Source organism: Pseudomonas sp. TH21 (genome assembly GCF_016651025.1).
GTDB lineage: Bacteria > Pseudomonadota > Gammaproteobacteria > Pseudomonadales > Pseudomonadaceae > Aquipseudomonas > Aquipseudomonas aylmerensis.
Genome location: NZ_JAEKEQ010000001.1, coordinates 3,040,379 through 3,064,500, shown reverse-complemented (window position 1 = coordinate 3,064,500; position 24,122 = coordinate 3,040,379). Strand labels below are relative to the sequence as shown.

Sequence of the window (24,122 nt, the reverse complement as noted above, 5' to 3'; positions counted from 1 at the left end):
GGGGCATACAGATGAAAGGTTCTCAAAGTGAAGGCATCGCAATTCTCGGCATCAAAGATGGTCACGATGGAGCAATAGCCTTAATTGAGGGCTACCGTTTAAAGTTTTGTATTGAGGCAGAAAAAGACAATGGGCTACGTTTTTCAAGCATAACCCCTGATATGCTGCTAAAAGTCATGAGTATGATCGATGGGCCACCGGACGTTATTGCGCACAGTGGATGGAGTAGAGCGACGGCCGCTGGGTGCGATGCAATTGGTGCAGGTTACTCTGGACTTGATAAGATCATACTTCATCAACATAGCCTGTTGGGTCAAGATATAACTTACTTCTCGTCTTCACACGAACGCTCTCATCTTTTATGCGCTTACGGCCTCTCTCCATTCCCTCAAGGTCAACCCTGCTACGCGCTACTTTGGGAGGGCCATTTTGGAGCGTTTTATTGGATAGATGAGGATATAAACATTACCTGCCTGGGGCGAGTCATCGACAATCCTGGGGATAGATTTGCATTTTTATACGGCCTCGCCGACCCCGCTTTCAACCTCGGGCCGGGCCAAATCCGCCTGAGCGATGCAGGTAAGCTAATGGCACTTGCTGCTTACGGTGAAGCGACTGAAATAGACATAGAAGGGCAATACATTATTGAATATCTACTAGACAAGAATTTAGACTTTAGAAAAGTCAGAAAGGATCAATTTAAAAATAGTCCATATTACAATATAGGACTTGAAGACTCCAGATTCGCTTCTCTTGCCTTTCATTTTTCGAATGCGGTGTTTGAAATATTTCATCAGTTTGCAATAAAAAATGTAGTGCCTGACAAGATCCCTCTATTGATTGCAGGTGGTTGCGGGCTGAACTGCAACTGGAATAGCAAGTGGATCGAAACAGCGCTCTTCTCTGATGTATTTGTCCCTCCGTGCGCAAACGATAGCGGGTCTGCAATAGGTACCGCGATTGATGCTTTACTGCACACTAAAGGGATTGCAAAGATCACGTGGTCCCCCTATGCAGGCGAGTCACCACGTGATGACATTAAGAATCCGGGCAGCTTCACTCAAGAAAAATATGACTCTCGCCATGTAGCAGAATTGCTCAACAACGGTTACATATTGGGCTGGGTACAAGGGAGGTGTGAAATGGGCCCCCGAGCATTGGGAAATCGATCAATATTAGCGGCACCTTATCCACGGCAAAACCTAGTGCGTTTGAACAGAATCAAGAACAGAGAGGGGTTTCGCCCCATTGCACCCATCTGTCTGGAGGAGAATATGGGTGATTATTTCCAACCTGACCGCCCCTCTCCCTATATGCTAGAGTTCCGAAAGGTGGTTTCGAATATCATACCTGCTGTCACACACGTTGATCAGTCAGCACGTCCGCAATCGGTCAACGCATCTCAAAATCCGCGCATGCATCAGTTGTTGACTGAGTATATGAAAATTTCTGGTATAGGAGTGCTCTGTAACACCTCACTGAATTTCAACAGTCGCGGCTTTATAAACAGATTAAGCGACCTTTCTCAGTTTGCTATTGAACATGATCTTGACGGATTCGTATTCAACGACACGCTATTTTTAAAAACCGGCTCAACACAATGAAAGCTTCAGATGAGCTTATTGTTGTCCAAGCGTTATCCAGCCTGGCATTATGGTTAGATATTTTTCTCATATTTACTGTGCCCGTTTACCTGTGGAGTATAGCTCCATCCTCGGTAGCACTATTGGCATTTTGCCTGGGTGCTCCTATGCTGTTTCTGGGACCAATAGTCGGAACACTAATTGACCGGCAAGACATTAGAAAAACATTATTATGGGGATCTTTTCTTCGTGCCACTTCCACTGCTGCGCTCGTCTACTCGCCAAATTTTGATGTGTTTTTAGTGCTGGTGATTCTGAAAGGAATGTCGAATTTAATATATTTCCCCTCAATGACAATAGCAGTGCGAAAACTAGTCAATCAGAAAGAACACAAGTCATTTTTCAGTTATACAAGTCTATTTGATCAAGTATCAAAAATCACCGTACCGCTGTTGGCCGGACTGCTCACTATAGTTCTTCACCCTAAAGACGGCTTCTTTTTTTCCGCTGCCGCTGTACTTATTACTCTTCCCTTCCTAATATCCCTCTCTGCGAAAATTCCAACAAGGGCCGAGTCTTCGGGATCAGAAATTTCGACACTATCCCTGTACCGTGACCTACTGAGGGGATTCTCAATATTTAAGTCATTGCCATTTCAACTACGCATTGGATTTTTATATTCCTTACTTACCTCGATCGCTTTAGGCATCTATGATCCTCACCTGGCATCCTTTCTGGCACATGAAGGTTATCCCCCCATCGTGTTTTCACAGGTTATCTCAGCAACTGCCGGAGGGGCTGTTTGCGCTGCCCTGCTGGTAAAGTTCAAATTCAAGAGTATTAACGAAATTCTGCTTCGATCCTACGCGCTGATTTTTTTCTCATCCGCGTTAATCATGACCTCGGCGATAGTGCTTTTTGATATACCTGGCAAATCAATACTTTACCCAGCCACATGGTTTATCAACGGCCTTGGCTACGAATTATTAATTATTTCTTCAAGCATCATCCTTCAACAACTTTGCCCCCCTGAGAGCATCGGCAGGGTATCCACTTCTTTTAGAAGCGTTCAAATGCTATGCGTTATTACTGGGCCCGCTATAGGCACGCTACTTATAACAGCATACGGTCGGCCTGCACCTTTTTTCACCGCCGCCTTCGCGGCGTCGTTCACAGCATCAATTTCACTCGCAATCTATTATTTGCGCGACAGAAAAGCCGTCGCAGGCCTCAAATGAAGCTCTGCAGTGCTACTTAAACTCATTCAAAATCAAACTCCGATAATGCCCCGGATTCGATCCGCTCCATTTACGAAACGCCTTATAAAACGAACTGGTATCGGCAAACCCCAGCCGCTCGGCAATCTGCGCGAAGCTGATCTGCGGTTCTGCCAGCCAGACAATCGCCAGCTCCTTGCGCACGCTGTCCTTGAGGCCTTGGTAGGTCTGCCCCTCTTCCGCCAGGCGCCGGCGCAGGGTTGATGCAGAGATACACAGGCTGATAGCGAGGCCCTCGGTTTCCGGCCAGGTGTCGGGGGGCATTCGGCGCAGGTCGTGCTTGATGCGGTTGGCCAGGCTGTCGGGGTCGCGGTATTTGACCAGGATGTTGGCCGGCGCATGGGCCAGGAAACGTTTGAGTTCCTCTGCGCTGCGCTTGATCGGCAGGTCGAGGCAGTCGGCGGAAAAGATCATGCGGGTGCGTGGCCGATCAAACCGTAGGTTGTCGGAAAACATCACCTGGTAGTCATCGCAGAAATCCGGCCGGGGGCAGCGCAGTTCGATGGCCAGGATCGGGATGCGTCGCCCCGCCAGCCAGCAGGCCACGCCGTGGACGATCATCCAGTAGGTGAAGTAGGTAAACGCCCGCTTGGGCTCGACCTCAGGCTCCAACAGCACGATCTCGGCCAGGCTTTGCTGGCGCACCAACTGGGCGGGCAGTTGCTCGAACATCAAGGATAAAAACCCCAGGCCGGTTTCCAGGCTGGCGTCCAGGCTCGTTTGCGCCATGGCTGCGCGACACAGGAACGCCAGGCTGCCGGATTTGAGCTTGCGTGGGTCCATGCCGAAGAACTCATCGTCCAGGCGACGCGCGAGCAGGCGCCACAAACGTGCGTAGGTGGTGGCCGACACCCGTGCAGCGGGCTGGTCAAGCAGTGCCGGGTCGATGCCGACTTTGTTCAGCACTTCAACGCTGGCCGCACCCGGCGCGCAGCTCTGCAACAAGGCTTCGCGCACGAGGTGGATGGAAATGGTGTCTTTTTCCGACATGGGAGGTTGGGCAATCCGATCGCGCACAAGATGGCCTGCATAATAAGGGCGGTTGCGCTTCGCCACCACCGTTCAGCCGCTGTTCAGCAAACGTCAATATTCCTTGTTTAGTAATGAGTATCATTATGTTACAACTTAGCCTCCTATCTAGTTATGATGCGGTGCCGAATGCTTGTTCCTTTTCTCATCATGCTGCGCGAAGGCATTGAAGCCGCGCTGATCGTCGGCATCATCGCCAGTTACCTGCAACAGACCGGCCGCGGCCAGTGGATGCCCGCCGTCTGGATCGGCGTCTTCCTCGCCGCCGCGCTCGCGTTGCTGGTGGGTGGTGGCCTGGAACTGGTCAGCGCCGAATTCCCGCAAAAACAGCAGGAATTGTTCGAAGGCATCGTCGGCCTGGTCGCCGTGGGCATCCTCAGCTCCATGGTGTTCTGGATGCGCAAGGTCGCGCGCTCGATCAAGCACGCCCTGCATGAATCTCTCGACCACGCGCTGGCCGGCTCCAGGCACCAGGTCACGGCGCTGATCCTGATGGTGTTTTTTGCCGTGGCCCGTGAAGGCCTGGAAACCGTGTTTTTCCTGCTGGCGGTGTTCCAGCAGAGCGAAGGCCCGGGCGCTCCGATTGGTGCCCTGCTCGGCCTGATCCTGGCGATTGTCGTCGGCTTCCTGATCTACTCCGGCAGCATGCGCCTGAACCTCGGCGCGTTCTTCCGCTGGACCGGCCTGTTCATCCTGGTGGTGGCTGCTGGCATCCTGGCCAACTCGGTGCAGGCCCTGCACGAAGCCGGCGTGTGGAACCACTGGCAGACCGTCTTGTTCGATTTCAGCGCCGTGCTGCCGATGGACAGCCCGCTGGGCTCGGTGCTGGCCGGGATGTTCGGCTATCAGGAAGCACCGACCATCAGCACGCTGGGCGCCTACCTGATTTACCTGGTGGTGGCCCTGGTGATGTTCTTCCTGCCTGCGGCACCGGCCAAGCCTGCCGCCACCTCCTCTTCCGTTTCCAGCCATTAAGGACCGTCTCTTGTCCAACCCAACTCCTCAACCGGCTTCGCCACCCCGCGCCTTGCGCTGGGCCGTGGCGGGCTCGGTGGTCGTGATGATCGCCGCCGGCGGCCTGTTCTATTACGCCTCGCAGCTGGCTGCCAGCAAGCGCCAGGCCAACCACAATGAAATCGCCGTGACCATTCATGGCCACGCCTGCGAGCCGAACGAGCTGACCGTACCGGCTGGCCGTGCGAGCTTTCGCATCATCAACCGCTCGGACCGGGCGGTGGAATGGGAAATCCTCGACGGCGTGCTGGTGGTCGAAGAGCGCGAAAACATTGCGCCGGGCCTGAGCCAGGTGATCAACGCCAACCTATTGCCCGGCGATTACGCGATTACCTGCGGCTTGCTGAGCAACCCGCGCGGCACCTTGCATGTGACGCCAACGGCGGAGTCCGATGCCCAGGCCAAGGCCAAGCCGTCGATGGTGGCGTTTATCGGCCCGCTGTCGGAGTTTCGCGTGTACCTGAGCATCCAGGGCAGCGCGCTGGTCAAGGCGGTGACCGCCCTGCAGCAGGCAATCGACGCCGGTGACCTGGCCCAGGCGCAGGCCCTGTATGTACCGGCCCGCGAGGCTTACCAGCGCCTGGCCCCTGCTTCGCAGCGCCTCGCCGAGTTGGACAACGCCATCAACGCGCGTGCCGATTACTTCGAAAAGCGCGAACAGGACCCGGCCTTCAGCGGCTTCCACCGCCTCGAATACAGCCTGTTCCAGCAACGCACCGTCGAGGGCCTGGCCCCTGTTGCGCAGCGCCTGCTGACCGACGTTACTACGCTCAAGCAGCAGTTGCTGGCCCAGTCGCTGCCGCCGGAGCAACTGGTGGGCATCGTGGTGCGCAACCTCAACAGCCTCGCCGACGTGCGCGCCCTCAGCGGTGAGGAAGAGCGCTACAGCCATATCGACTTGAATGGCTTTGCCGCCAACCTCGAAGCCGCGCACAAAGTGGTCGAGCTGATGCGTCCGCTATTGACCAAATCCGCCGCTGACTTGCTGCCGAAAGTCGACAGCGCCCTCGCCGCCTTCGATGCCGAGTTGCAAGGCTTCAAGGTCGACAAAAGCTACGCGACGTATGACAGCGTCACCGCCGATCAGCGCAAGCAGATCGCCGACAAGGCCAAGGCTCTGGCCGCTGCACTCGATGGAATTGACCCAGCCCTTGGCCTCTCCGGCCTGCAGTGAAGACGAACGTACCCATGAGTGATTCAGAACAATTTTCCGCACAGCGCCGCCGTGTCCTGCTGGGCATGGCCGCGACCGGCGCCGCGATTGCCGGCAGTACCCTGACCTGCCCGGCCATGGCGGCCGCCGCCGAGCAAGTCACCACCGCACCGCGCAGTGACAAGACCCAGGACCACCACGATTATTTCGGCAAGCACCAGAGCGGCATCGTCACCCCGCGCCCGGCCTGCGGGATGCTGGTGGCATTCGATGTATTGGCCAGCGACCGCGAGGACCTGGAGCGCCTGTTCCGCACCTTGAATGAGCGCATCAGCTTCCTGATGACCGGCGGCACTGTGCCGCAAGTCGATCCGAAGTTGCCGCCCACCGATTCCGGGATTCTCGGCCCGGTGGTCACCCCGGACAACCTGACCATCACCGTGTCCGTTGGCGAATCGCTGTTCGATGAGCGCTTTGGCCTCACCGCCGCCAAACCCAAGCGCCTGAGCCGCATGGTCGGTTTCCCCAACGATGCGCTGGAACCGGCGCAGTGCCATGGCGACCTGAGCCTGCAGTTCAGCTCGAACACCCCGGACACCAATATCCACGCCCTGCGCGATATCGTGAAGAACCTGCCCGACCTGCTGCTGGTGCGCTGGAAGCAGGAAGGCAGCGTGCCGCCCCAGGCACCGAGCAAACCCGGAGAGCCCGCGCAGAGCGCGCGCAATTTCCTCGGTTTCCGTGACGGCTCGGCCAACCCGAACTCCAACGACGACACGGCGATGAACCAGATCGTCTGGGTGCAGCCCGGCAGCGACGAACCCGCCTGGGCCGTGAATGGCAGCTACCAGGCCGTGCGCATCATCCGCAACTTCGTCGAACGCTGGGACCGCACGCCGCTGCAGGAGCAGGAAAGCATCATCGGCCGCGTCAAGACCACGGGCGCGCCCATGGACGGCCATCAGGAAACCCAGGTGCCGGACTACAGCAAGGACCCCGAAGGCAAGTTGACCAAGCTCGATGCCCACATCCGCCTGGCCAACCCGCGCACCCCGCAGACTCAGGCCAACCTGATCCTGCGTCGGCCGTTCAACTACTCCAACGGCGTCAATAAAAACGGTCAGCTGGACATGGGGCTGCTGTTCATCTGCTACCAGGCTGACCTGGAGAAAGGTTTTATCAGTGTGCAAACCCGGCTCAACGGCGAGCCCCTGGAGGAGTACCTCAAGCCGGTCGGCGGCGGGTATTTCTTCACCTTGCCAGGCGTCACCGGGCCCAAGGATTTCATTGGGCGCACGCTGCTCGCTGCAACGCATCCTCAAACCACTGCCAACACCTAAAACAAACCCAGAGCGGAAACCGTCCCATGAAGAAGTCGACCCTCGCGTTGTCGTTGTTTATGACCCTCTCGCCGCTGGCAGCCTTCGCCGCCACGGCGCCGTTGGACCTGGTAGGCCCGGTTTCGGACTACAAGATCTACGTCACCGAAGAAATCGGCGAGCTGGTGACCCAGACCCAGGCGTTCACCGACGCCATCAACAAGGGCGACCTGGCCACCGCCAAGAAGCTCTATGCACCGACCCGTGTGCATTATGAGTCCATCGAGCCGATCGCCGAGCTGTTCAGTGACCTGGATGCCTCGATCGACTCCCGTGTCGACGACCACGAGAAAGGCGTGACGGCCGAAGACTTCACCGGTTTCCACCGCATCGAGTACGTGCTGTTCTCGCAGAACACCACCAAGGGCCTGGAGACGCTGACCGCCAAGCTCAACACCGACGTCAATGATCTCAAGACCCGCGTCGATGGCCTGACCTTCCCACCGGAAAAAGTCGTCGGCGGCGCCGCAGCGCTGCTGGAAGAAGTCGCCGCGACCAAGATCTCCGGCGAAGAAGACCGCTACAGCCACACCGACCTCTACGACTTCCAGGGCAACATCGACGGCGCGAAGAAAATCGTCGACCTGTTCCGTGGCCAGATCGAGAAGCAGGACAAGGCGTTCCTGGCCAAGGTCGACAAGAACTTCGCCACCGTGGACAAGATCCTGGCCAAGTACAAGACCAAGGACGGCGGCTTTGAAACCTATGACAAGGTCAAGGAAAACGATCGCAAGGCGCTGGTTGGCCCGGTCAACACCCTGGCCGAAGACCTGTCGACCCTGCGCGGCAAGCTGGGCCTGAACTGATCAGGCGCACCTGACCTCCCGCGCCGGGCGCGGGAGGTCGGCGGCTCAACGGGCCGGCTGGAACCCGTTCAGTGGTGTGCCGAAAGGTTTGCCACTGCGCGGGTCAATCACCTACCAGCGGCCATTGTAGGGTGCCGCGTGCACGTCCACCGCCTCATAGCGCCCAGCCCTTCCCGCTGTCGGCATGCCGCCAGATGCTTCAGTACTGCTCGCCTGCCCGGCAGCGATGAGTAAATAGGCGCGCAACTTCTCCTCGGCCGTGACCATATGCGGCATCACCTTGCCCCACTTCAACGCGCCCCCGGCCAGCAATACCGGCAACTTCACCACTCCCTTGATCGCGGCATTGATCAACTGCGGGTAACCATCCAACGGATTCAGCGCCGCACTGCTGAACAAAGCGGACTGCCGGACGAAGTCGAACGCACGATCGCTGAAGCTTGCTGCAGACTTTAACGGCGCCAACGTTACAGCAGCAGGCTTGAACCGCGTGGCCAGCCGACTCGGCACCAGGGCCTTGGCCGAGCGGATCAGCCCACGCGCTTGCCCGCCCGCGCCAATGGCCACGCCGACAACATCCAGCGCCAGGTTAGCCAGGCCGGCACCGATATTGCCTTGCTTGAACTCCTGATACGCGCCCACGAAGGGTACGAACCCCAACAGAAATGCATGCTCGCGGGCCCGCTCTTCGCGGCGTCGCTCCAGTGGCAGCGGTTCGCTTGCGCGTTGCAACATCGACTCGGTGGATTGGTAAAAATTGTCCTGGGCAATCCTGTCGGCAATGCTTTGCGTCTTTCGTGAGGCATAAGTGTCCGGCACGTAGGATTGCGCCGTATGGTTGGCGGGCAATTCGCGCGCAGGAAACTGAGGTCCCAACCGCTCCACGATGACCGTCGAGGGCTTCACATTGGGTCCTGTCGGAGCGCCGCCGGCATAGGCCTCGAGATCGAGAGACATCTGCGTACCGCGCACCACCGGCAAATACACAAAGCCACGCGGAGATGGATAGCGCTCACGACGAATGACGCCATCCAGCTCGATGGTCTTGGGCAAATCCGTGCGCTTGATGATCTTGCCCTGGGCGAACAGCTCGAAATACACCACCTCGGGTCCATGCTCCACACGCATCAAGGTGCCTTGTCGCGCCCTGCGCGCGAGTCTCAGCGCTGCGGTTTCGCTGTGTTCGGTCACACCGGTTTCGGCACGCAAGGTGAACAGCTCGACCTTGCCCAGTTCCAGCAACCTTCGATCATCCAGCGGCAATTCGGCCAGCATCAGCTTGAGCTTGATGGCATAGGCCTGCTGAAGCTGATACTGATGCTGGCCGACTGAAGTCTTCAGCGCCCCGTCGAGTTCAGGCAGGCGACGAATAAGCGTGTCGAGCCGGGTGCGCGCCGCTTCGGGAATCTGCGGTGTGCTGGCGGGCTGGTAAGGTGTCTTGGCCGCAGGCGGCGATGCGGGCATGTCTTCGCCGAGCACCCATTTGCCCGGCGTGAGGTCGCCCGTCATGTAGGTTTCGACCAACGAGCGGGTGCGCGGCTCCGAGATCGGCAGGTTGCGCCGGTCCTCGGCGCTGGCCAGTTGCACACTGAGGTTTTCCAGCTCGGCCGGGGTGGTGCCAGGAAACACACGCAGCAGCTCCTTGACGGCCAGGGCCCTGCGCGTCGGCAGCGGCGCGCTCGCACGCGTGAAGGCGCCGGCGGCCTCTTCCCGCTGTTGGAAAAATGCCCGCGCGGCGTCCTCGATATCCGCCTGCGAGTATTCACCGTCACTGCGCTGCCTGACGCTGCCGTTCAACACCCCCAGTCCGCGAGGATCTTCAGCGCATTGAGTTGCATCAGCGTGGCCTGCTCGTCGCTGGTGGGCGCCAGCGTGGTCAGGGCACTGACCTGTTGCTCGTTCATCCTTCTCGACGTCCCCGGCGCGTGGTGATCGGCCAGTGCGCAGCCCAGGCGCAATTCCATCCAGGCCGGGGTGCCGAGGTGCACCGATTCCGGCACATCGTGCACCAGCATTTCCGGCGCTGCCTGGGCCAGGCAGAGCTGGGTCGCCACGACCGCCAGCTTGGGGTCCAGACCTTTGTGCTGCAGATGAAGCTCGATATCACGGCGCACGGCGCTGAAACTGCGGCCCATGTTCGAGGGCTGGTAGATCGAATAACCGCCGACCTCGCCAGGCTTGCCGGGCATCGCGGGGTCGACCTGCAGCTTGATCGCGGCAATCACCAACTGTTGGCGCAACACCTTGGGCAACGCCACGGCACCGCCTGGACCGACCGGCCACTGCAGCGCGCTGGCCAGCTGTTCGGCGAATGCCAAGGCGTCCGGGCTGTCGAGCAGCCTGTCCAGGTGGGCCTGCGGATCCGCCTGCAGCGCTTGCAGCGTGACATTCGACAGTGCACGAAACTGCGCGCCGCCCAGGCGGGTACGGGCCATCGCACTCACATTTTGCCGGTCCTGCTCGGTCAGGGCGCCGGGCGTCCATGGCTGCGTGAGCAAGGCGCCGTAGTCCCCCAGGGGTGGCGGCGTCGGCAAAGAAGTGCGTAGCCAGGCAATCACATTGTGGGTTTCTTCCACGTTGCGCGGCGAGCCCAGCCCCTTCATATCCAGCAGTTGGCGAATATCCTGACGGGGCGTCGAATACACGCTATTGCCCAACGGCACGCTGAGTGCGGTCAGCGCCTTGAGTTCCTCGCCCAATGCGCGCTCTGCGTCGATGTGGTGGGTCAAGTCCAACCAGCCGCCGACCGGGCTCAGGCATTCCAGGCGGCCCTCAGACACTCGAAACAGCGCGTCCGGCCAGGCGACACCTTCGCGCTCAAACAGGCGGGTCATGTCTGCGCGCGCGACGAACTGCTGCAAGCGCTGCATGGCAGCCTCGCTGTTCCGCGGCAAGGCCGAGGCCGGTGCGACTTCGCTGGCATGGCTCGACCAGTCCGTGCGCGCTGCCGGCGGCAGATGCTCAAGCTCGGCTTCAAGGCGATCGGCCAGGTCATCGCGCTCCTCCAGTTCGCCGATCACCTGCCACGTCTGCTCAAGGGCACCTGCGTTGACGTGGCTGACCAATGGGTGCGGCAGCCATAGCGCGTCGTCTTTCCCGATAAAAGGCAGCCCCTGGTCGGTAGGGTCGAGCAGTTCGCGAAGCGGCCGCAAGGTGCGCGAAACCTCGTTCCAACCGGAGTTGTCGGTCAGGCTGAAGCGGACTGCGCTGCGCACGCCCTCATGGTCGGCATAGCCCTCGACATGGTCACGGTGGAACGTCAGGGTTGCCGGTTCAAGGCGCTGCTCGACCATCCATTGCTGCAACAGTGGGCGATTGAGCAACTGCTGGTACACGCGCAGCGCAGGGCCCGGGCGGCTGTCCGGCGGCACCTCGACCAAGGTGTGGCCGCTGATTTCAGCGGCAGCGATGCGCTCAGCCAACTGGGCGTCGACAGCGGCGGCACGGCCGCGATCCTGGGCGGGTAATCGCGTCCACTTGTCATCGGGTATGGGCGGCTGCGCGACAGCGGCGCGCCGCCGGCGAGGGCTGGAGGGTTGAGCCCAGGCGGGCTCAGGTGCAGCAGTCACTGCGCTCGGAGGCAGCGCAGCGTGAGGAATGGGAAGAGGATTGCTCAGCGACATCAGCATAGGACAGGGCTCTCTCGGATACGGCCATAAGGACCAGGTCCGCCCATCCGTGAACGGTGAGAGCCACTGTAGGGAAGCTACGCGCTAGCTGACTGTAAGCGCTATCCGATGCCCTTTACCTGTGCATTGCTGATGATTTCAGCGCAGGCCTACAGGATTCGGTACAACAACCGCTCGATCCGCACGCGGCTGACGCGACGCAAAAACTTGCCCACCGCTTCCGGATAATCCACCAGTGTCTGCAGATCCTGATAACGCTCGATCCGCGTGGTGTGCTGGAAAATCTGCGCCAGTTCGGTCCGCCGTGGGCCGAGCCACTGGCCTTGCGGGTCGTCGAGCAGCAAGGCGTTTTCCAGGTCGAGACGGAAGGCCCGTGGGTTGAGGTTGTTGCCGGTGAGCAAGGTGTAGCGCTGGTCGATCCACATGCCCTTGAGGTGGTAGGTGTTATCGCCGTCTCGCCACAGGTGCAGGTTCAATTGGCCGCTGTCGATCATCGGCTGATGGCGCTTGGCGAAACGGCGCAGGCTGATTTCATACAGGTAAGGCAGGGCCGAGATCACCTTGAATGGCTCGCTCGGCGGAATGTAGAAATCGTTGGCGGTCTTGTCGCCCACGATAATGTCGACCTTGACCCCGCGCGCCAACGCACGGTTGATTTCCCGGGTGACCGGCAAAGGCAGGTTGAAGTACGGCGTGCAGATGGTCAGTTGATGCTGGGCGCTGGCGATCAGCTCGAGAATCACCCGGTTCAGTGGGTTGTTCTTGCCCACCCCCAACAGCGGGCTGACAGACAGGTGGCCATTGGGCAATTGCCCCGCCGTGGTGTCGTAGGCCGCGTGTTTGAGACGGCTGCGCAGGTCGCCGATGTCGTTGCGCAGGCTGCGCGTCGTCGGCGGGTTCGGCAGGTCCAGGCGATGCACGGCCTTGGACGCCACCAAGCCATGCTCCACCAGATGTTGCATGGAGTCGGCCAGCGGTTGGCTGTGGATCAGGTGGTAGCGGTCGAAGCGGTATTTGTCGAACTTGTGCAGGTACACGTTGTTGAGGCTGGCGCCGCTGTACAGCACGCTGTCGTCGATCACAAAGCCCTTGAGGTGCAACACACCGAACAGTTCGCGGGTTTGCACCGGCACGCCGTACACCGGTACTTCGCTGCTGTGGCTTTGGGTCATGGCCTGGTACCAGGCGCTGTTGCCCGGTTGTTTGCCGGCGCCGATCAGCCCGCGCTGCGCGCGCAGCCAGTCAACCACCACCACGATGTCCAATTCCGGCCGCGCCGCCTTGGCGGCGTGCAGGGCGTCGTAGATTTCCTGCCCCGCTTCGTCCTGCTGCAAATACAGCGCGACGATGTAGATACGCCGGGTGGCCCGGGGGATCTGTTCCAGCAGGCAGCGGCGGAAGGCGTCCGCGCCGGACAGCACGTCGATAGCGTCGGGAGAGAGAGGAAAACCGCGCAGTTTGGGCAACAGGGAGCGTTTGAAGAACGACGGCATAAGGCTCGCAATGGGTCGAATCCGAAGAGGCCCCGAGCTTACACCATGGGGGTGCTCAGGTCTCGTCGTCGCCGATGGAAAAAATTTAATTGACCAAGAAGAACGATCGTTCTACTGTCCGTCACATGAACGACTCACTGCGCAATGATACCCGCGATATTATCCTCGACGTCACCGAGAAGTTGATCTATCGCCATGGCATCGCCGCCACGGGCATGGACTTGCTGGTGAAAACCGCCGGGGTCTCGCGCAAAAGTATTTACCGTTACTTCGCCAATAAAGATGAACTTGTCATTGCCGCCCTGCACCGCCGCGATGAGCGCTGGATGCACTGGTTGCGCACTGAAGTGGAACGTACCGAGGGCAGCGGCGAACGCCTGCTGGCCGTGTTCAGCGCGCTTGAAACCTGGTTCGGCTCGGCGGACTTTCGCGGTTGCGCCTTTATCAATACCAGTGGCGAAACCGGCGACCCGCAAGACCCGGTCCGCCTGCTGGCCAAAGCGCACAAACAGAAACTGTTCGAGTACGTACTTGAACTGTGTGAAGCACATGGCACCCCCGACCCCGAACGGCAGGCCGCGCACTTGCTGATCCTGATCGATGGCGCCATTACCGTGGCATTGGTCATGGGCGATTCAACGGCTGCCGATAACGCGCGCTGCATGGCGCGAACGTTACTCGGGCTTTAATCCCCCAGGTCCGCCACTTTCGATCAATCCGTCCAAGGAGCTGCCCCCATGTCTTCTGCCGCAGAATCACGCCCACCGTTGCCACCGTTCACCCATGCCTCGGCCATCGAAAAGGTGCGCCTGGCTGAAGACGGCTGGAACTCCCGGGACCCGCAACGCGTGTCGCTGGCCTACACGCCGGACACCCAATGGCGTAACCGCGCCGAGTTCGTGCACAACCGCGAGGAAGCCCAGGCTTTTCTCACGCGCAAATGGGCCAAGGAGCTGGAGTATCGGCTGATCAAGGAACTGTGGGCTTTTACTGATAACCGCATCGCCGTGCGCTATGCCTATGAATGGCACGACAACTCGGGCAACTGGTTCCGCTCCTACGGCAACGAGAACTGGGAGTTCGACGAAAACGGCCTGATGGCCAACCGTTTTGCCTGCATCAATGACCTGCCGATCAAGGCAAGCGAGCGCAAGTTCCACTGGCCGCTGGGCCGGCGCCCGGATGAGCATCCGGGGTTATCGGAGCTTGGGTTGTAGGCCCGACGCTGCCCACCTGTGGGAGCGGGCTTGCTCGCGAAGGCGATGGTTCAACCAACATCTTTAGCGACTGACGCAGCGCTTTCGCGAGCAAGCCCGTTTTCACATTGGTATTTGCAGTGCCCGTCAGTCCTGGTTCAGACCCACCCGATATAACACGCCGTTATCTTCATCCGTGAGCACATACAGGTAGCCATCCGGCCCCTGCCGCACGTCGCGAATCCGCGCCTTCAAGTCGCCGAGCAAACGCTCTTCGTGGATCACCTTGTCGCCATCGAACTGCAGCCGGATCAACTCCTGGCTGACCAGTGCGCCAATAAACACGTTGTGCTGCCATGGTTTGAAGCGATCGGCATCATAGAACGCCATGCCGCTGATGCCCGGTGATTTTTCCCAGACGTGATGCGGCGGCACGGTGCCTTCCACAGTCTTGCCCTGGGCCTCGGGGATCGGTGTCAGCGAGTAATTGATGCCGTGGGTTGCCAGCGGCCAGCCGTAGTTCTTGCCGCGCTCGATGATATTGATTTCATCCCCGCCGCGCGGCCCGTGCTCGTTTTCCCAGATCGTGCCGCTCCACGGGTTGAGCGCCAGGCCCTGAGGGTTGCGCTGGCCGTAGGACCAGATTTCAGGGCGTACCCCGGCTTGGCCGACAAAGGGGTTGTCGTCCGGCACGCGGCCGTCCGGGTAGATGCGCACGACCTTGCCCTGCAGTTTGTCGAGGTCCTGGGCGGTCGGTCGATCGTTGTTTTCACCCAGGGTCACGAACAGGTAGCCATCGCGGTCAAACGCCAGGCGCGAACCGAAATGGTTGCCGGTGGAGAGCTTCGGCTCCTGGCGCAGGATCACTTTGAAATCGGTCAAGCCGCTGAGGTCTGGCGCCAGGCGGCCACGGCCGACGGCGGTGCCGGCTTTACCGTCCTTGCCGCCGCCTTCAGCGTACGAAAGGTAGACCAGTCGGTCCTGTTTGAAGTCCGGCGACAGCACCACATCGAGCAAGCCGCCCTGCCCCTTGGCCCACACCTGCGGAACCCCCGTCAAGGGTGCCGACAACTTGCCGTCCGGGCTGACAAAGCGCAGGTGGCCTGGCCGTTCGGTGACCAGGAAGCCTTGCTTATCCGGCAGAAACGCCACCGCCCACGGATGGTCGAGGCCCTTGGCGATAGGGGTGGCGGTGATGCTGCCTTGTTCACTGGGGAACTGCTGGGCATCGGCCGCATACACGGCGGCCAGTGGCAGCAAAGTGGTTGCGCACAGCGCGGCTAACAGGGTTTTACGTACAAACATAAGCAGAGTCCTTACCGGCGATTGCCGTTGGCATCATAGGTGGGGGCTTTGGTTTCGGTGGCCGGACGGCTCGGCGCGGCGTTGCGTTGGGAATAGCGATTGCCGATGCCACCGTTTTCCAGGGTCGGGGTGCGCTGGGTCGGGCCGGTCTGGATACCCCGGGTCAACGGCGCAGTGGGCTGGGTGCCCTGCATGCTGTTGGGGTTGGCCCGGTGAATCGGGCTGTTATTGGAGTCGCTTGAGCCGGGCAGGCTTTGCGCCTGGGCCAACGGCAGCAGTGCCAGGCCCAACGCCAGCACTGCAAGGTGACGCACACAGCTGTTCATGACAAAGCCTCTCTGGGGCGAGGGTTACGTGCTTTCGATAACACGCTACGCCTTGGGTTCGGCTTTCGACACTAAATACTTTCTCATCAGGTGTAACACGATCTGTCCGCGTATCTGGCGGGGGAAACTTTTCCCGCGACCTTCGAGTCACCAGAACACAGCCCCTGCTTAAGGAATCGTACGTATGCCACGCTCTATCTGGAAAGGTGCCATCAGCTTCGGCTTGGTACACATCCCGGTGTCACTGGTCTCGGCCACCTCCTCCCAAGGTGTGGATTTCGACTGGCTGGACAAGCGCAGCATGGACCCGGTCGGCTACAAGCGCATCAACAAGACCACGGGCAAGGAAGTCACCAAGGAGAATATCGTCAAAGGGGTGGCCTTCGAGAAAGGCCGCTATGTGGTGCTCAGTGAGGACGAGATCCGCTCGGCCCACCCCAAGTCGACCCAGACCATCGAAATCATCGCCTTCGTCGACAGTGACCAGATCCCCCTGCAGAACATCGATACGCCCTACTTCCTGGCCCCGGACAAACGCGGCGGCAAGGTCTACGCCCTGCTGCGCGAAACCCTGAAGAAAACCCGCAAGGTCGCCCTGGCCAATGTGGTGCTGCACACCAAGCAGCACCTTGCCGCGCTGATGCCCCTGGAGTCGGCGCTGGTCCTGGTGATGCTGCGTTGGCCCGCCGAAGTGCGCAGCCTGGATGAACTCGAACTCGGCAGCGACGTGACCAAGCCGAGCCTGGCCAAAGGCGAGCTGGACATGGCCAAGCGCCTGGTGGAAGACATGAGCGCCGACTGGCAGCCCGAGGAATACCGCGACAGTTTCCAGGAAAAAATCATGGCACTGGTGGCGAAGAAGGCCAAGGCCGGCAAGATCGAAGATGTGGAATCCCAGGAAGGCAGCGAGGAGCGCAAGTCTGCCGACGTGATCGACCTGACGGAATTGCTCAAGCGCAGCCTGGCCGGCAAACCGGCGGCGAAAAAGCCGGCCGCGAAAAAATCCACCAAAAAGGCTTCTTGAGCCTGCCATACGCTGGAGCACGCCATGGCAAAGCCTTTGAGCGAATACAACTGCAAGCGCGATTTTGAAATCACCGCTGAACCGTCAGGCAGCACGCCGACCGGCAAACGCAAGGCCTCGGCGCTGAGCTTCGTGATCCAGAAACATGCCGCGCGCAACCTGCACTATGACTTTCGCCTGGAACTGGACGGTGTGCTGCTGAGTTGGGCGGTCCCCAAGGGCCCGAGCCTGGACCCGAGCCAGAAACGCCTGGCGGTGCACGTTGAAGATCACCCGCTCGGCTACGGCAGCTTCGAGGGCAGCATCCCCGCCGGCCAGTACGGGGCCGGCGATGTCATCGTATGGGATCGCGGCGTGTGGCAACCGCATGACGAGCCGCGCAAGGCCTACGCCGCCGGCAAGCTCAAATTCACCCTGGTCGGTGAAAAACTCTCGGGCGACTGGACGCTGGTGCGTACGCGCCTCAAAGGCAGCGGCGCCAAAGAACAATGGCTGCTGATCAAGGAAAAAGACCCGCAGGCACGCCCTGCCGCCGAGTACGACATCGTTGCGGCCGAGCCTGACAGCGTCCTCAGCGACGCATCCCTAGGCACTCCGAAGCCAACCGCAAAACCCAAGGCCAAGGCCAAAGCCAAGCCGAAGAAGGCTGCAACCGCCCTCCCCGAGCAATTTTCCCCGCAGCTGGCGACATTGGTCGACCGCGCCCCCGAAGGCGACTGGCTGTATGAAATCAAGTTCGATGGCTACCGCATGCTGGCGCGCATCCGCGATGGCGAGGTGCGCTTGTTTACACGCAACGGCCACGACTGGACCGAGCGCCTGCCGCGCCAGGCCAAGGCCTTGCAAGCACTCAAGCTCAAGGACAGCTGGCTCGACGGCGAAATGGTAAGCCTGAATGGCGACGGCCTGCCAGACTTCCAGGCGTTGCAGAACGCCTTTGATGTCGGCCGCAGCCTGGATATCGTCTACTACCTGTTCGACGCGCCATTCCTCAACGGCGCGGACCAACGCGAGGCGCCGGTGGAGCAGCGCCGGGCCGCCCTCAAGACTGCGTTGTCCGGCAGCCGCAGCAAACTGCTGCGTTTCTCCGAAGCGTTCGCCGCCAACCAGCGCGATATTTTCGAGAGTGCCTGCGACCTGGCTCTGGAGGGCGTGATCGGTAAACGTGCGGGCAGCCCTTATAGCTCCAGCCGCAATGCCGACTGGATCAAGCTCAAGTGCCGGCTACGCCAGGAGTTCGTGATCGTCGGCTACACCCGGCCCCAGGGTTCGCGCAGCGGCTTTGGCGCCCTGCTGCTGGCCGTCAATGATGACAGCGGCCTGGTCTATGCCGGGCGGGTCGGCACCGGCTTTGACCAGGCTGCGTTGAAAACCATCTACGCCCAGCTCACGCCCCTGGAACGCAAGGCCTCCCCATTGGCAAAACCCCTGACCAGTGCTCAGGCGCGTGGCGTGCACTGGGTGGAGCCGACATTGGTCGGCGAGGTGCAATTCGCCGAGTGGACCCGCGAAGGCGTGGTACGCCAGGCCGCGTTTGTCGGGATGCGCAGCGACAAGCCCGCCGCACAGATCATCCATGAGCAGCCGCGCACGGCGAAATCGCTGAAAGCCCCCAAGGCCTCCAGTGCGAAAAAAACCAGCGACGGGGTGAACATTACGCACCCCGAGCGGATCATCGACACCCAAAGCGGCACGCAAAAGCAGCAACTGGCCGCGTTTTACCAGAGCATCAGCGAGTGGGTCCTGCCCTTCCTGCGCCACCGGCCCGTCTCATTGCTGAGGGCACCCGAAGGCGTCGACGGCGAGCAGTTCTTCCAGAAGCACTCGGAGCGCCTGGCCATTCCCAACATCAAGCAGCTGGACCCGTCACTGGACCCAGGCCACGCCCGCCTGATGGAAATCGACAGCCCTCGCGCGCTGCTCGGGGCCGTGCAAATGGGCACCATCGAGCTGCATACCTGGGGCGCCACCACGGACAAGATCGAGACGCCAGACCTGTTTGTGCTGGACCTCGACCCGGACCCCGCACTGCCGTGGAAAACCATGCTGGAAGCGGCGCAGCTGACCCTGTCGGTGCTTGACGAACTGGGCCTGGAGGCCTACGTCAAGACCAGCGGCGGCAAGGGCTTGCACCTGATCGTCCCGCTGGCGCGACGCGATGGCTGGGACACGGTGAAAGCCTTCGCCAAGGCTGTCGCGCAGTTCATGACCGCACAACTGCCAGAGCGTTTCACCGCCACCTCCGGGCCAAAGAATCGTGTCGGCAAAATCTTTATCGATTACCTGCGCAACGCGCGAGGCGCCAGTACGGTGGCGGCCTATTCCGTGCGGGCACGCCCGGGCCTGCCGGTATCGGTACCGGTGAGTCGCGAGGAGTTGAAGGGGTTGCGCGGTGCGCAGCAATGGACGGTGGCCAATCTGCAGGAACGCTTGAACAGCCTGAAGAGTGACCCGTGGGCGGGCTATGCCAATCGGCAGAAGATCACCCGCAAGATGTGGGACAAGCTGGGCGCGACACCACCGGAGTGAGTCGTGCCCTTGCCCGGTGTCAGATCAGCACGAAGATCAACGCCAGTGCAGCGAAGATCGCCCACTTTTCCAGGTAGTAGCGCGTACGGTTGCGCTTTTTCAGTTCCTTGCCGCGCAGGCGGATCTTGTACAGGCGCGTAAACGCACGGTTCAGCCCGCCGGTCTTGTCCCCATCGTCGTTGGGCGAGCCGGCGGCGGCCATCACGTTACGGCTGAACCAGCGATTGAAGGCGGCGGCCCAGCGGTATTTCATTGGCCGCTCGATGTCGCAGAACAGGATGATGCGGTTCTGCTGCGTGGTGTTTTCGGCGTAGTGAATGTAGGTCTCGTCAAACATCACCGGCTCGCCATCGCGCCAGTAGTAATTCTCGCCATCCACATTGATGTAGCAGCCAGGATCGTTCGGCGTCTCCAGGCCCAGGTGGTAGCGGTACGACCCGGCATACGGATCACGGTGACGCACCAGTTTCGAGCCTGGTGGCAGCTCGGCGAACATGGCCGCCTTGATCGAGCCGATGCTCTGCACCAGTTCGGTGGTGCGCGGGCACAGCTTCATCGCCGACGGGTGGCTGTCGCCATACCACTTCAGGTAGAAACGCTTCCAGCCAGACTTGAAAAACGAGTTGAAGCCGACGTCGTTGTATTGGTCGGAACGCTTGATTTCGCCGGCCCGCATCAGGTTCTGGCCTTCCTGGCGGATTTCCTCCCAGTGCTCCTGCAACGGGCTCAGGTCGGGAAAATCACTCGGCGACAGGTACGGTCGGCTGGGCAGCTTGGAGAAGAGGTAGAGAAAGCAGTTGATCGGTGCAAGGAAGGTCGAGTGATCGCTGAGCTGACGGCCCAGCTTGTGCCGCACTCGACCGCGCAGGTGTACATACGCGATGGAGGCAACGTAGAGAACAACAATGATGAGTTTCAAGGGATTTCGTCACAAGTCAGAAGAGAACAGGCTGCTCCTGCGCGCCCACAACGGCCGAGGATGGATAGCAGCACCTGAAATCACAATTCACACAATCGGCACCAAGCCTGGTTGACAACCTGGTTCGTGGCCATTGGCAGTTATTTAGCCACAAGTTGTAACCAAAAGTTAACTAAGAATTGTGAAAAGCTGTCTTGTGAATGTGATGGCCGACGACCTCGGCGGGCAGGCTTTACAGCCCGCCCGCGAGGTTTCTGGCCCGCGCTAGCGCAGCGGGAGACGGCGATCGGCGGTCACCGAAAAAGGCCCGTTTTCACGTCGCACCTGCGCGAAGTGGGTAATCAATGCCAGCAATATACCCAGCAGCAGCCCGGCCACCACGCTAAGGGCGATAATCAACGCGCCCTTGGGTTTTATCGGGTTCAGCGGTTCCTGGGCCTGGCGGTCCACCGTCACCAGTTTCAACGTACTCATGTCGATGTTGAGGCTGCGCAGCCGGGCCTCTTCTGCCCACAAGGGCTCCACGTTCTGCAGGAATATGTCTTCATTCTTGCGATCGTTGAGCACCTCGACCTCACGATTCACATCAAGCATGCGCAGTTCCTTGCTGATCTCGGCGACACGACTGTTGGTGAAATCATCGTTGGTACGCCGTTGCAGTGCCTTGCGCTCAGCTTCCAGGACTTCCGTGCCCATGAAATACAGCGGCAGCTTCTGGTTGGTCACCACGGTGCGCATGACCTGGCTGGATCTACCGGAAGCATCAGCGCCCATGGCCGAGGGCGCAGTGGGAGTCCGGATGCCGACAGCCCTGGCAATCGAGATCGCCTCGTCGAGTTCCGCCAGGTGGCTGGTACGCTCCATCTTCAGTTGCAAGTGCAAGGCGCTGAGTTCGTCCTGCAGTCGCGCGCGCTTGACCTTATCGTCCTCCAAAAGCCTGGCGATTTTCGCCGCCTTGGCGGTTTCGTAATTGCCCCGCGCCGCGTCAATTTTGCCCTTGAGCTCATTAAGACGATTGTTGACGATCACCTTGAAATCCGCGCCCACTTGGCTGCGCTCCTGCGCAATCGCGTAGTCGACGAATCCGTTGAGAATCGCCACGCCGTCAATGCCCGTGGGGTACTGCATTTCCAGCCGGATGGAACTGTCGAGGGGGGCGGATTTTTTTGGATCCGGCAAACTCAGATTGATGGCATTGCGGTTGAACGCTTCAAAGCTCTGCTCCAGGCTTCGCCCTGGACGCTGGAACGCTTCGAACAGTGCCGGGTTAGCCCGGAAAAAACCCAGGCGGGCCTCGTAAGAGTCCAATTGCATGCCCACCTTGGCCAATGCCTCGGCGGGTGGCAGCCGGTAGACGTCAGAGCGATTCAGGGCATCCAATTCATTGATCGCTGCAGGCCGAAGCACACTGCTCACCTGGTAAACCCTGGGTGCCAGAAACGCGTAGCCTACTCCCAGAAGGCCCGCCAGAATCGTGCAACTGATGACCCGTTTCTTTTGCTTCCAGATCGCGTGAAACAGTTCAAATAGATCAATCTCGTCCGACGGTAAATGTTGATGAAGCTGGGGAGTGTTATTCAAGATTCATACACCCTGATGAGTTGAAATCCAGTGCCCAAAAAATCAAACCTGGATAACGACTGAATAAACAGGGGGCAACGTCCGGGCACACGATACACATGGCCCTCTGCCGGCAGAGGGACCACCCAATTGATTGAACCTTCACACCTGACGGCGTGACGTTTCATTTCAGTTACCCGGGTGTCATGACTGGCAGACACCCGGAGCATAGACGGTCCGTTACGAGACGTTACCCGGCGGCCAGGCAAAGTAACGCTAATTGCCTGTCGGGAAAGGAAAAATTACATTTAAACCTGAAAAATAAGACAATTCCTACACGCGGTTAAGCTTCTGGTACGCAAACCTGCCACATTGTCCCTAACGATCAGCGATTGGTCCTTCAGCAAAAAGGAATTTGTATGTCATCCATTTCAGACCCGGATTTTCTAGCCCTGCAAGGTGCCTGGGAGCAGACCTCACTCGAAGACAACGGCGTGCTCAATCCCCCCGACGCCCACACCGCTCCAGGCGCAATCACCACGATTACCGGCGAGCACTTCGAAGTGAAGACCGTCAGTGGCGAGGTGTTGCTGGCTGGACGGTTTTCCCTGGACAGCACCACGGTTCCCAAGAGCATTACCTGGGTGGACTCCATGGGAGAGGATGCCGGCAAACAATTGCCCGCCAGTTATCGCCTCGAAGGGGATGAGTTTGTGTTTATTGCCGCAGATGAAAGTATGCCCAGGCCCCTCTCGTTCAGTACTGGCCCAGGTCAAACCATGCGCACTTTCGTACGCCGTACTTGACCCCGGCTCATCCGAACTTTCGACAGCATTTTCACAAAGCCTTCACTTGCGGGTCTATAGGGTGAAGCCTACCTACTCCAGTGAATCCCTTAGCCCGCCTCTCCTCGCGGGCTTTTTTTGGCCGCTCGGAAAGCCCCGAATCAGGGAGCACGCTTGGTCGCGGCGAGGGTAAAACACAGGGGTAATTGCGCAGGCTGGTGCTCGTACTGGTCGTAGAGTTCTTCGCGATTGGAGTGGCCGTATTCCTGCAGGTGGCTGATCTGCAGCTGCGCGTCAATCGCGGCACTGACCACATCCCCCAGCGTATGCACATACCAATAGGAGGTCGGCCCGGCCACTTCGCCCTGCCCTTCATAGACAATCGACTCCTGCAGCACAAACGGCTCACGCTGGAAGTACGAATGGGCGGGCAGCAGCGGATTTTGCGCGCGGGGGTCGAACACCTCCAGGAACGGATGGGTTTCATACATCACCAGCGTGCCGCCGGGCTTCAAGGTGTCGGCGACATGGCGCATGAACAGTGCCACATCCGGCATCCAACCCAGCACACCGATGGTCACCAGGGCAATATCAAATCGCCCGTGCAGGTGGTGCGGCAACTGGTGAATATCGCTTTCGATAAATTCCGGGCTGTGCGGAGAAACCGCAGCCAGCTCATGGGCCTGCTGCAAAAACGCCCGGGATTGGTCGACTCCCACCACCGAACGCGCGCCGAGGCCGAACAGTGAGAGGCTTTCGCGACCGTTGTTGCAGCACAGTTGCACCACGTCCTTGCCCGCGACGCCGATGTCGTGCAGCAAGCCGGTGATGGTGGGGTCCAGGCAGGAAAAATCCGCAGCGCCGACCCGGCTGAGCAGCGCGTTCCAGGTGTCGGTGGTCCTGTGCAGGCCGGCGGATTGGTCCCAGGCATCCTTGTTAGAGGTGATCGCCTGCTGAGCTGAGGGCATGTCCATTGCGTCTCCAGATAATTGTTACAGCGAGGGACTGAAAATAAGCCAAGAGCCTGCGGATTAAAACCCCGGAAGACGTACGAAACTTAACGCAAACCTTGCAGGTCACTACGCCATGCAGTGTTCAGCCGTTGAACACCCTCT

20 protein-coding genes are annotated in these 24,122 nt (G+C 59.8%); 11 read left to right on the top strand and 9 right to left on the bottom strand.

Going from position 1 to position 24,122, the window contains the following annotated elements; genetic code table 11:
- Positions 1-11 precede the first annotated feature (11 nt).
- Together JFU04_RS13420 and JFU04_RS13415 are read left to right on the top strand one after the other, a co-directional pair.
- Complete coding sequence (locus JFU04_RS13420) at positions 12-1,604, top strand: carbamoyltransferase C-terminal domain-containing protein (protein WP_201144309.1); 1,593 nt, start codon at positions 12-14, stop codon at positions 1,602-1,604.
- Positions 1,601-2,821, top strand: coding sequence for an MFS transporter (locus JFU04_RS13415; protein ID WP_201144307.1), 1,221 nt, complete (start codon positions 1,601-1,603; stop codon positions 2,819-2,821). The genes JFU04_RS13420 and JFU04_RS13415 overlap by 4 nt, the downstream gene beginning before the upstream one ends.
- A gap of 12 nt (positions 2,822-2,833) precedes the next feature.
- On the opposite strand, the gene JFU04_RS13410 is transcribed toward JFU04_RS13415, so the two are convergent.
- On the bottom strand, positions 2,834-3,850 hold the full coding sequence (locus JFU04_RS13410) for an AraC family transcriptional regulator (RefSeq protein ID WP_201144305.1): 1,017 nt from the start codon (positions 3,848-3,850) through the stop codon (positions 2,834-2,836).
- A gap of 168 nt (positions 3,851-4,018) precedes the next feature.
- On the opposite strand from JFU04_RS13410, the gene efeU reads away from it, so the two are divergent.
- From efeU to efeO (JFU04_RS13390), 4 genes are read left to right on the top strand one after another with little or no spacing between them, the layout of a single operon-like run.
- On the top strand, positions 4,019-4,864 hold the full coding sequence (gene efeU, locus JFU04_RS13405; protein WP_120448511.1) for an iron uptake transporter permease EfeU: 846 nt from the start codon (positions 4,019-4,021) through the stop codon (positions 4,862-4,864).
- Positions 4,865-4,874: 10 nt separating this feature from the next.
- Positions 4,875-6,077 carry an iron uptake system protein EfeO gene (efeO, locus tag JFU04_RS13400; protein ID WP_201144303.1) on the top strand — a complete coding sequence of 401 codons (1,203 nt, stop codon included), beginning with the start codon at positions 4,875-4,877 and terminating at the stop codon, positions 6,075-6,077.
- 14 nt (positions 6,078-6,091) lie between these two features.
- Complete coding sequence (gene efeB / locus JFU04_RS13395) at positions 6,092-7,396, top strand: iron uptake transporter deferrochelatase/peroxidase subunit (protein ID WP_106804003.1); 1,305 nt, start codon at positions 6,092-6,094, stop codon at positions 7,394-7,396.
- Between the two features lie 26 nt (positions 7,397-7,422).
- A complete protein-coding gene (efeO, locus tag JFU04_RS13390; protein WP_106804004.1) occupies positions 7,423-8,241 on the top strand; it encodes an iron uptake system protein EfeO in 819 nt (272 codons plus the stop codon).
- Between the two features lie 111 nt (positions 8,242-8,352).
- Here efeO (JFU04_RS13390) and JFU04_RS13385 read toward each other — a convergent pair whose 3' ends face one another.
- The 3 genes from JFU04_RS13385 to pssA all read right to left on the bottom strand — a co-directional run bounded on the left by JFU04_RS13385 (position 8,353) and on the right by pssA (position 13,363).
- Positions 8,353-10,038: a hypothetical protein gene (locus tag JFU04_RS13385; protein WP_201144301.1), complete on the bottom strand. Its 1,686-nt coding sequence runs from the start codon at positions 10,036-10,038 to the stop codon at positions 8,353-8,355.
- Positions 10,035-11,810 carry a hypothetical protein gene (locus JFU04_RS13380; RefSeq protein WP_201144299.1) on the bottom strand — a complete coding sequence of 592 codons (1,776 nt, stop codon included), beginning with the start codon at positions 11,808-11,810 and terminating at the stop codon, positions 10,035-10,037. The genes JFU04_RS13385 and JFU04_RS13380 overlap by 4 nt, the downstream gene beginning before the upstream one ends.
- A 209-nt stretch (positions 11,811-12,019) precedes the next feature.
- Positions 12,020-13,363 (bottom strand): CDP-diacylglycerol--serine O-phosphatidyltransferase, encoded by a 1,344-nt coding sequence (gene pssA, locus JFU04_RS13375; protein WP_120448508.1) that lies wholly within the window; start codon positions 13,361-13,363, stop codon positions 12,020-12,022.
- Positions 13,364-13,488: 125 nt separating this feature from the next.
- Between pssA and JFU04_RS13370 the strand changes: the two genes are divergently transcribed.
- Both JFU04_RS13370 and JFU04_RS13365 read left to right on the top strand, forming a co-directional pair.
- Positions 13,489-14,052 carry a TetR/AcrR family transcriptional regulator gene (locus tag JFU04_RS13370; protein ID WP_065905015.1) on the top strand — a complete coding sequence of 188 codons (564 nt, stop codon included), beginning with the start codon at positions 13,489-13,491 and terminating at the stop codon, positions 14,050-14,052.
- Positions 14,053-14,100: 48 nt separating this feature from the next.
- A complete protein-coding gene (locus JFU04_RS13365) occupies positions 14,101-14,580 on the top strand; it encodes a nuclear transport factor 2 family protein (RefSeq protein ID WP_201144298.1) in 480 nt (159 codons plus the stop codon).
- Positions 14,581-14,706: 126 nt separating this feature from the next.
- On the opposite strand, the gene JFU04_RS13360 is transcribed toward JFU04_RS13365, so the two are convergent.
- A complete protein-coding gene (locus JFU04_RS13360) occupies positions 14,707-15,864 on the bottom strand; it encodes a PQQ-dependent sugar dehydrogenase (RefSeq protein WP_201144297.1) in 1,158 nt (385 codons plus the stop codon).
- 11 nt (positions 15,865-15,875) lie between these two features.
- Entirely contained in the window at positions 15,876-16,190 is a 315-nt protein-coding gene (locus JFU04_RS13355; RefSeq protein ID WP_201144296.1) for a hypothetical protein, read from the bottom strand.
- Between the two features lie 184 nt (positions 16,191-16,374).
- On the opposite strand from JFU04_RS13355, the gene ku reads away from it, so the two are divergent.
- Together ku and ligD are read left to right on the top strand one after the other, a co-directional pair.
- Positions 16,375-17,214: a non-homologous end joining protein Ku gene (gene ku / locus JFU04_RS13350; RefSeq protein ID WP_201144295.1), complete on the top strand. Its 840-nt coding sequence runs from the start codon at positions 16,375-16,377 to the stop codon at positions 17,212-17,214.
- 24 nt (positions 17,215-17,238) lie between these two features.
- Positions 17,239-19,743, top strand: coding sequence for a DNA ligase D (gene ligD / locus JFU04_RS13345; RefSeq protein ID WP_201144294.1), 2,505 nt, complete (start codon positions 17,239-17,241; stop codon positions 19,741-19,743).
- Positions 19,744-19,762: 19 nt separating this feature from the next.
- On the opposite strand, the gene lpxO is transcribed toward ligD, so the two are convergent.
- Both lpxO and JFU04_RS13335 read right to left on the bottom strand, forming a co-directional pair.
- Positions 19,763-20,662, bottom strand: coding sequence for a lipid A hydroxylase LpxO (gene lpxO / locus JFU04_RS13340; protein WP_065905003.1), 900 nt, complete (start codon positions 20,660-20,662; stop codon positions 19,763-19,765).
- Between the two features lie 264 nt (positions 20,663-20,926).
- Positions 20,927-22,243, bottom strand: a complete 1,317-nt coding sequence (locus tag JFU04_RS13335) for a Wzz/FepE/Etk N-terminal domain-containing protein (protein ID WP_201144293.1) — start codon at positions 22,241-22,243, stop codon at positions 20,927-20,929.
- A 398-nt stretch (positions 22,244-22,641) separates the two neighbouring features.
- Here JFU04_RS13335 and JFU04_RS13330 point away from each other — a divergent pair, with 398 nt between their 5' ends.
- Complete coding sequence (locus JFU04_RS13330) at positions 22,642-23,028, top strand: TIGR03067 domain-containing protein (protein WP_201144292.1); 387 nt, start codon at positions 22,642-22,644, stop codon at positions 23,026-23,028.
- A gap of 140 nt (positions 23,029-23,168) precedes the next feature.
- Here the strand turns inward: JFU04_RS13330 and JFU04_RS13325 are convergent, their stop codons facing one another.
- Positions 23,169-23,981 carry a class I SAM-dependent methyltransferase gene (locus tag JFU04_RS13325; protein WP_201144290.1) on the bottom strand — a complete coding sequence of 271 codons (813 nt, stop codon included), beginning with the start codon at positions 23,979-23,981 and terminating at the stop codon, positions 23,169-23,171.
- Positions 23,982-24,122 lie beyond the last annotated feature (141 nt).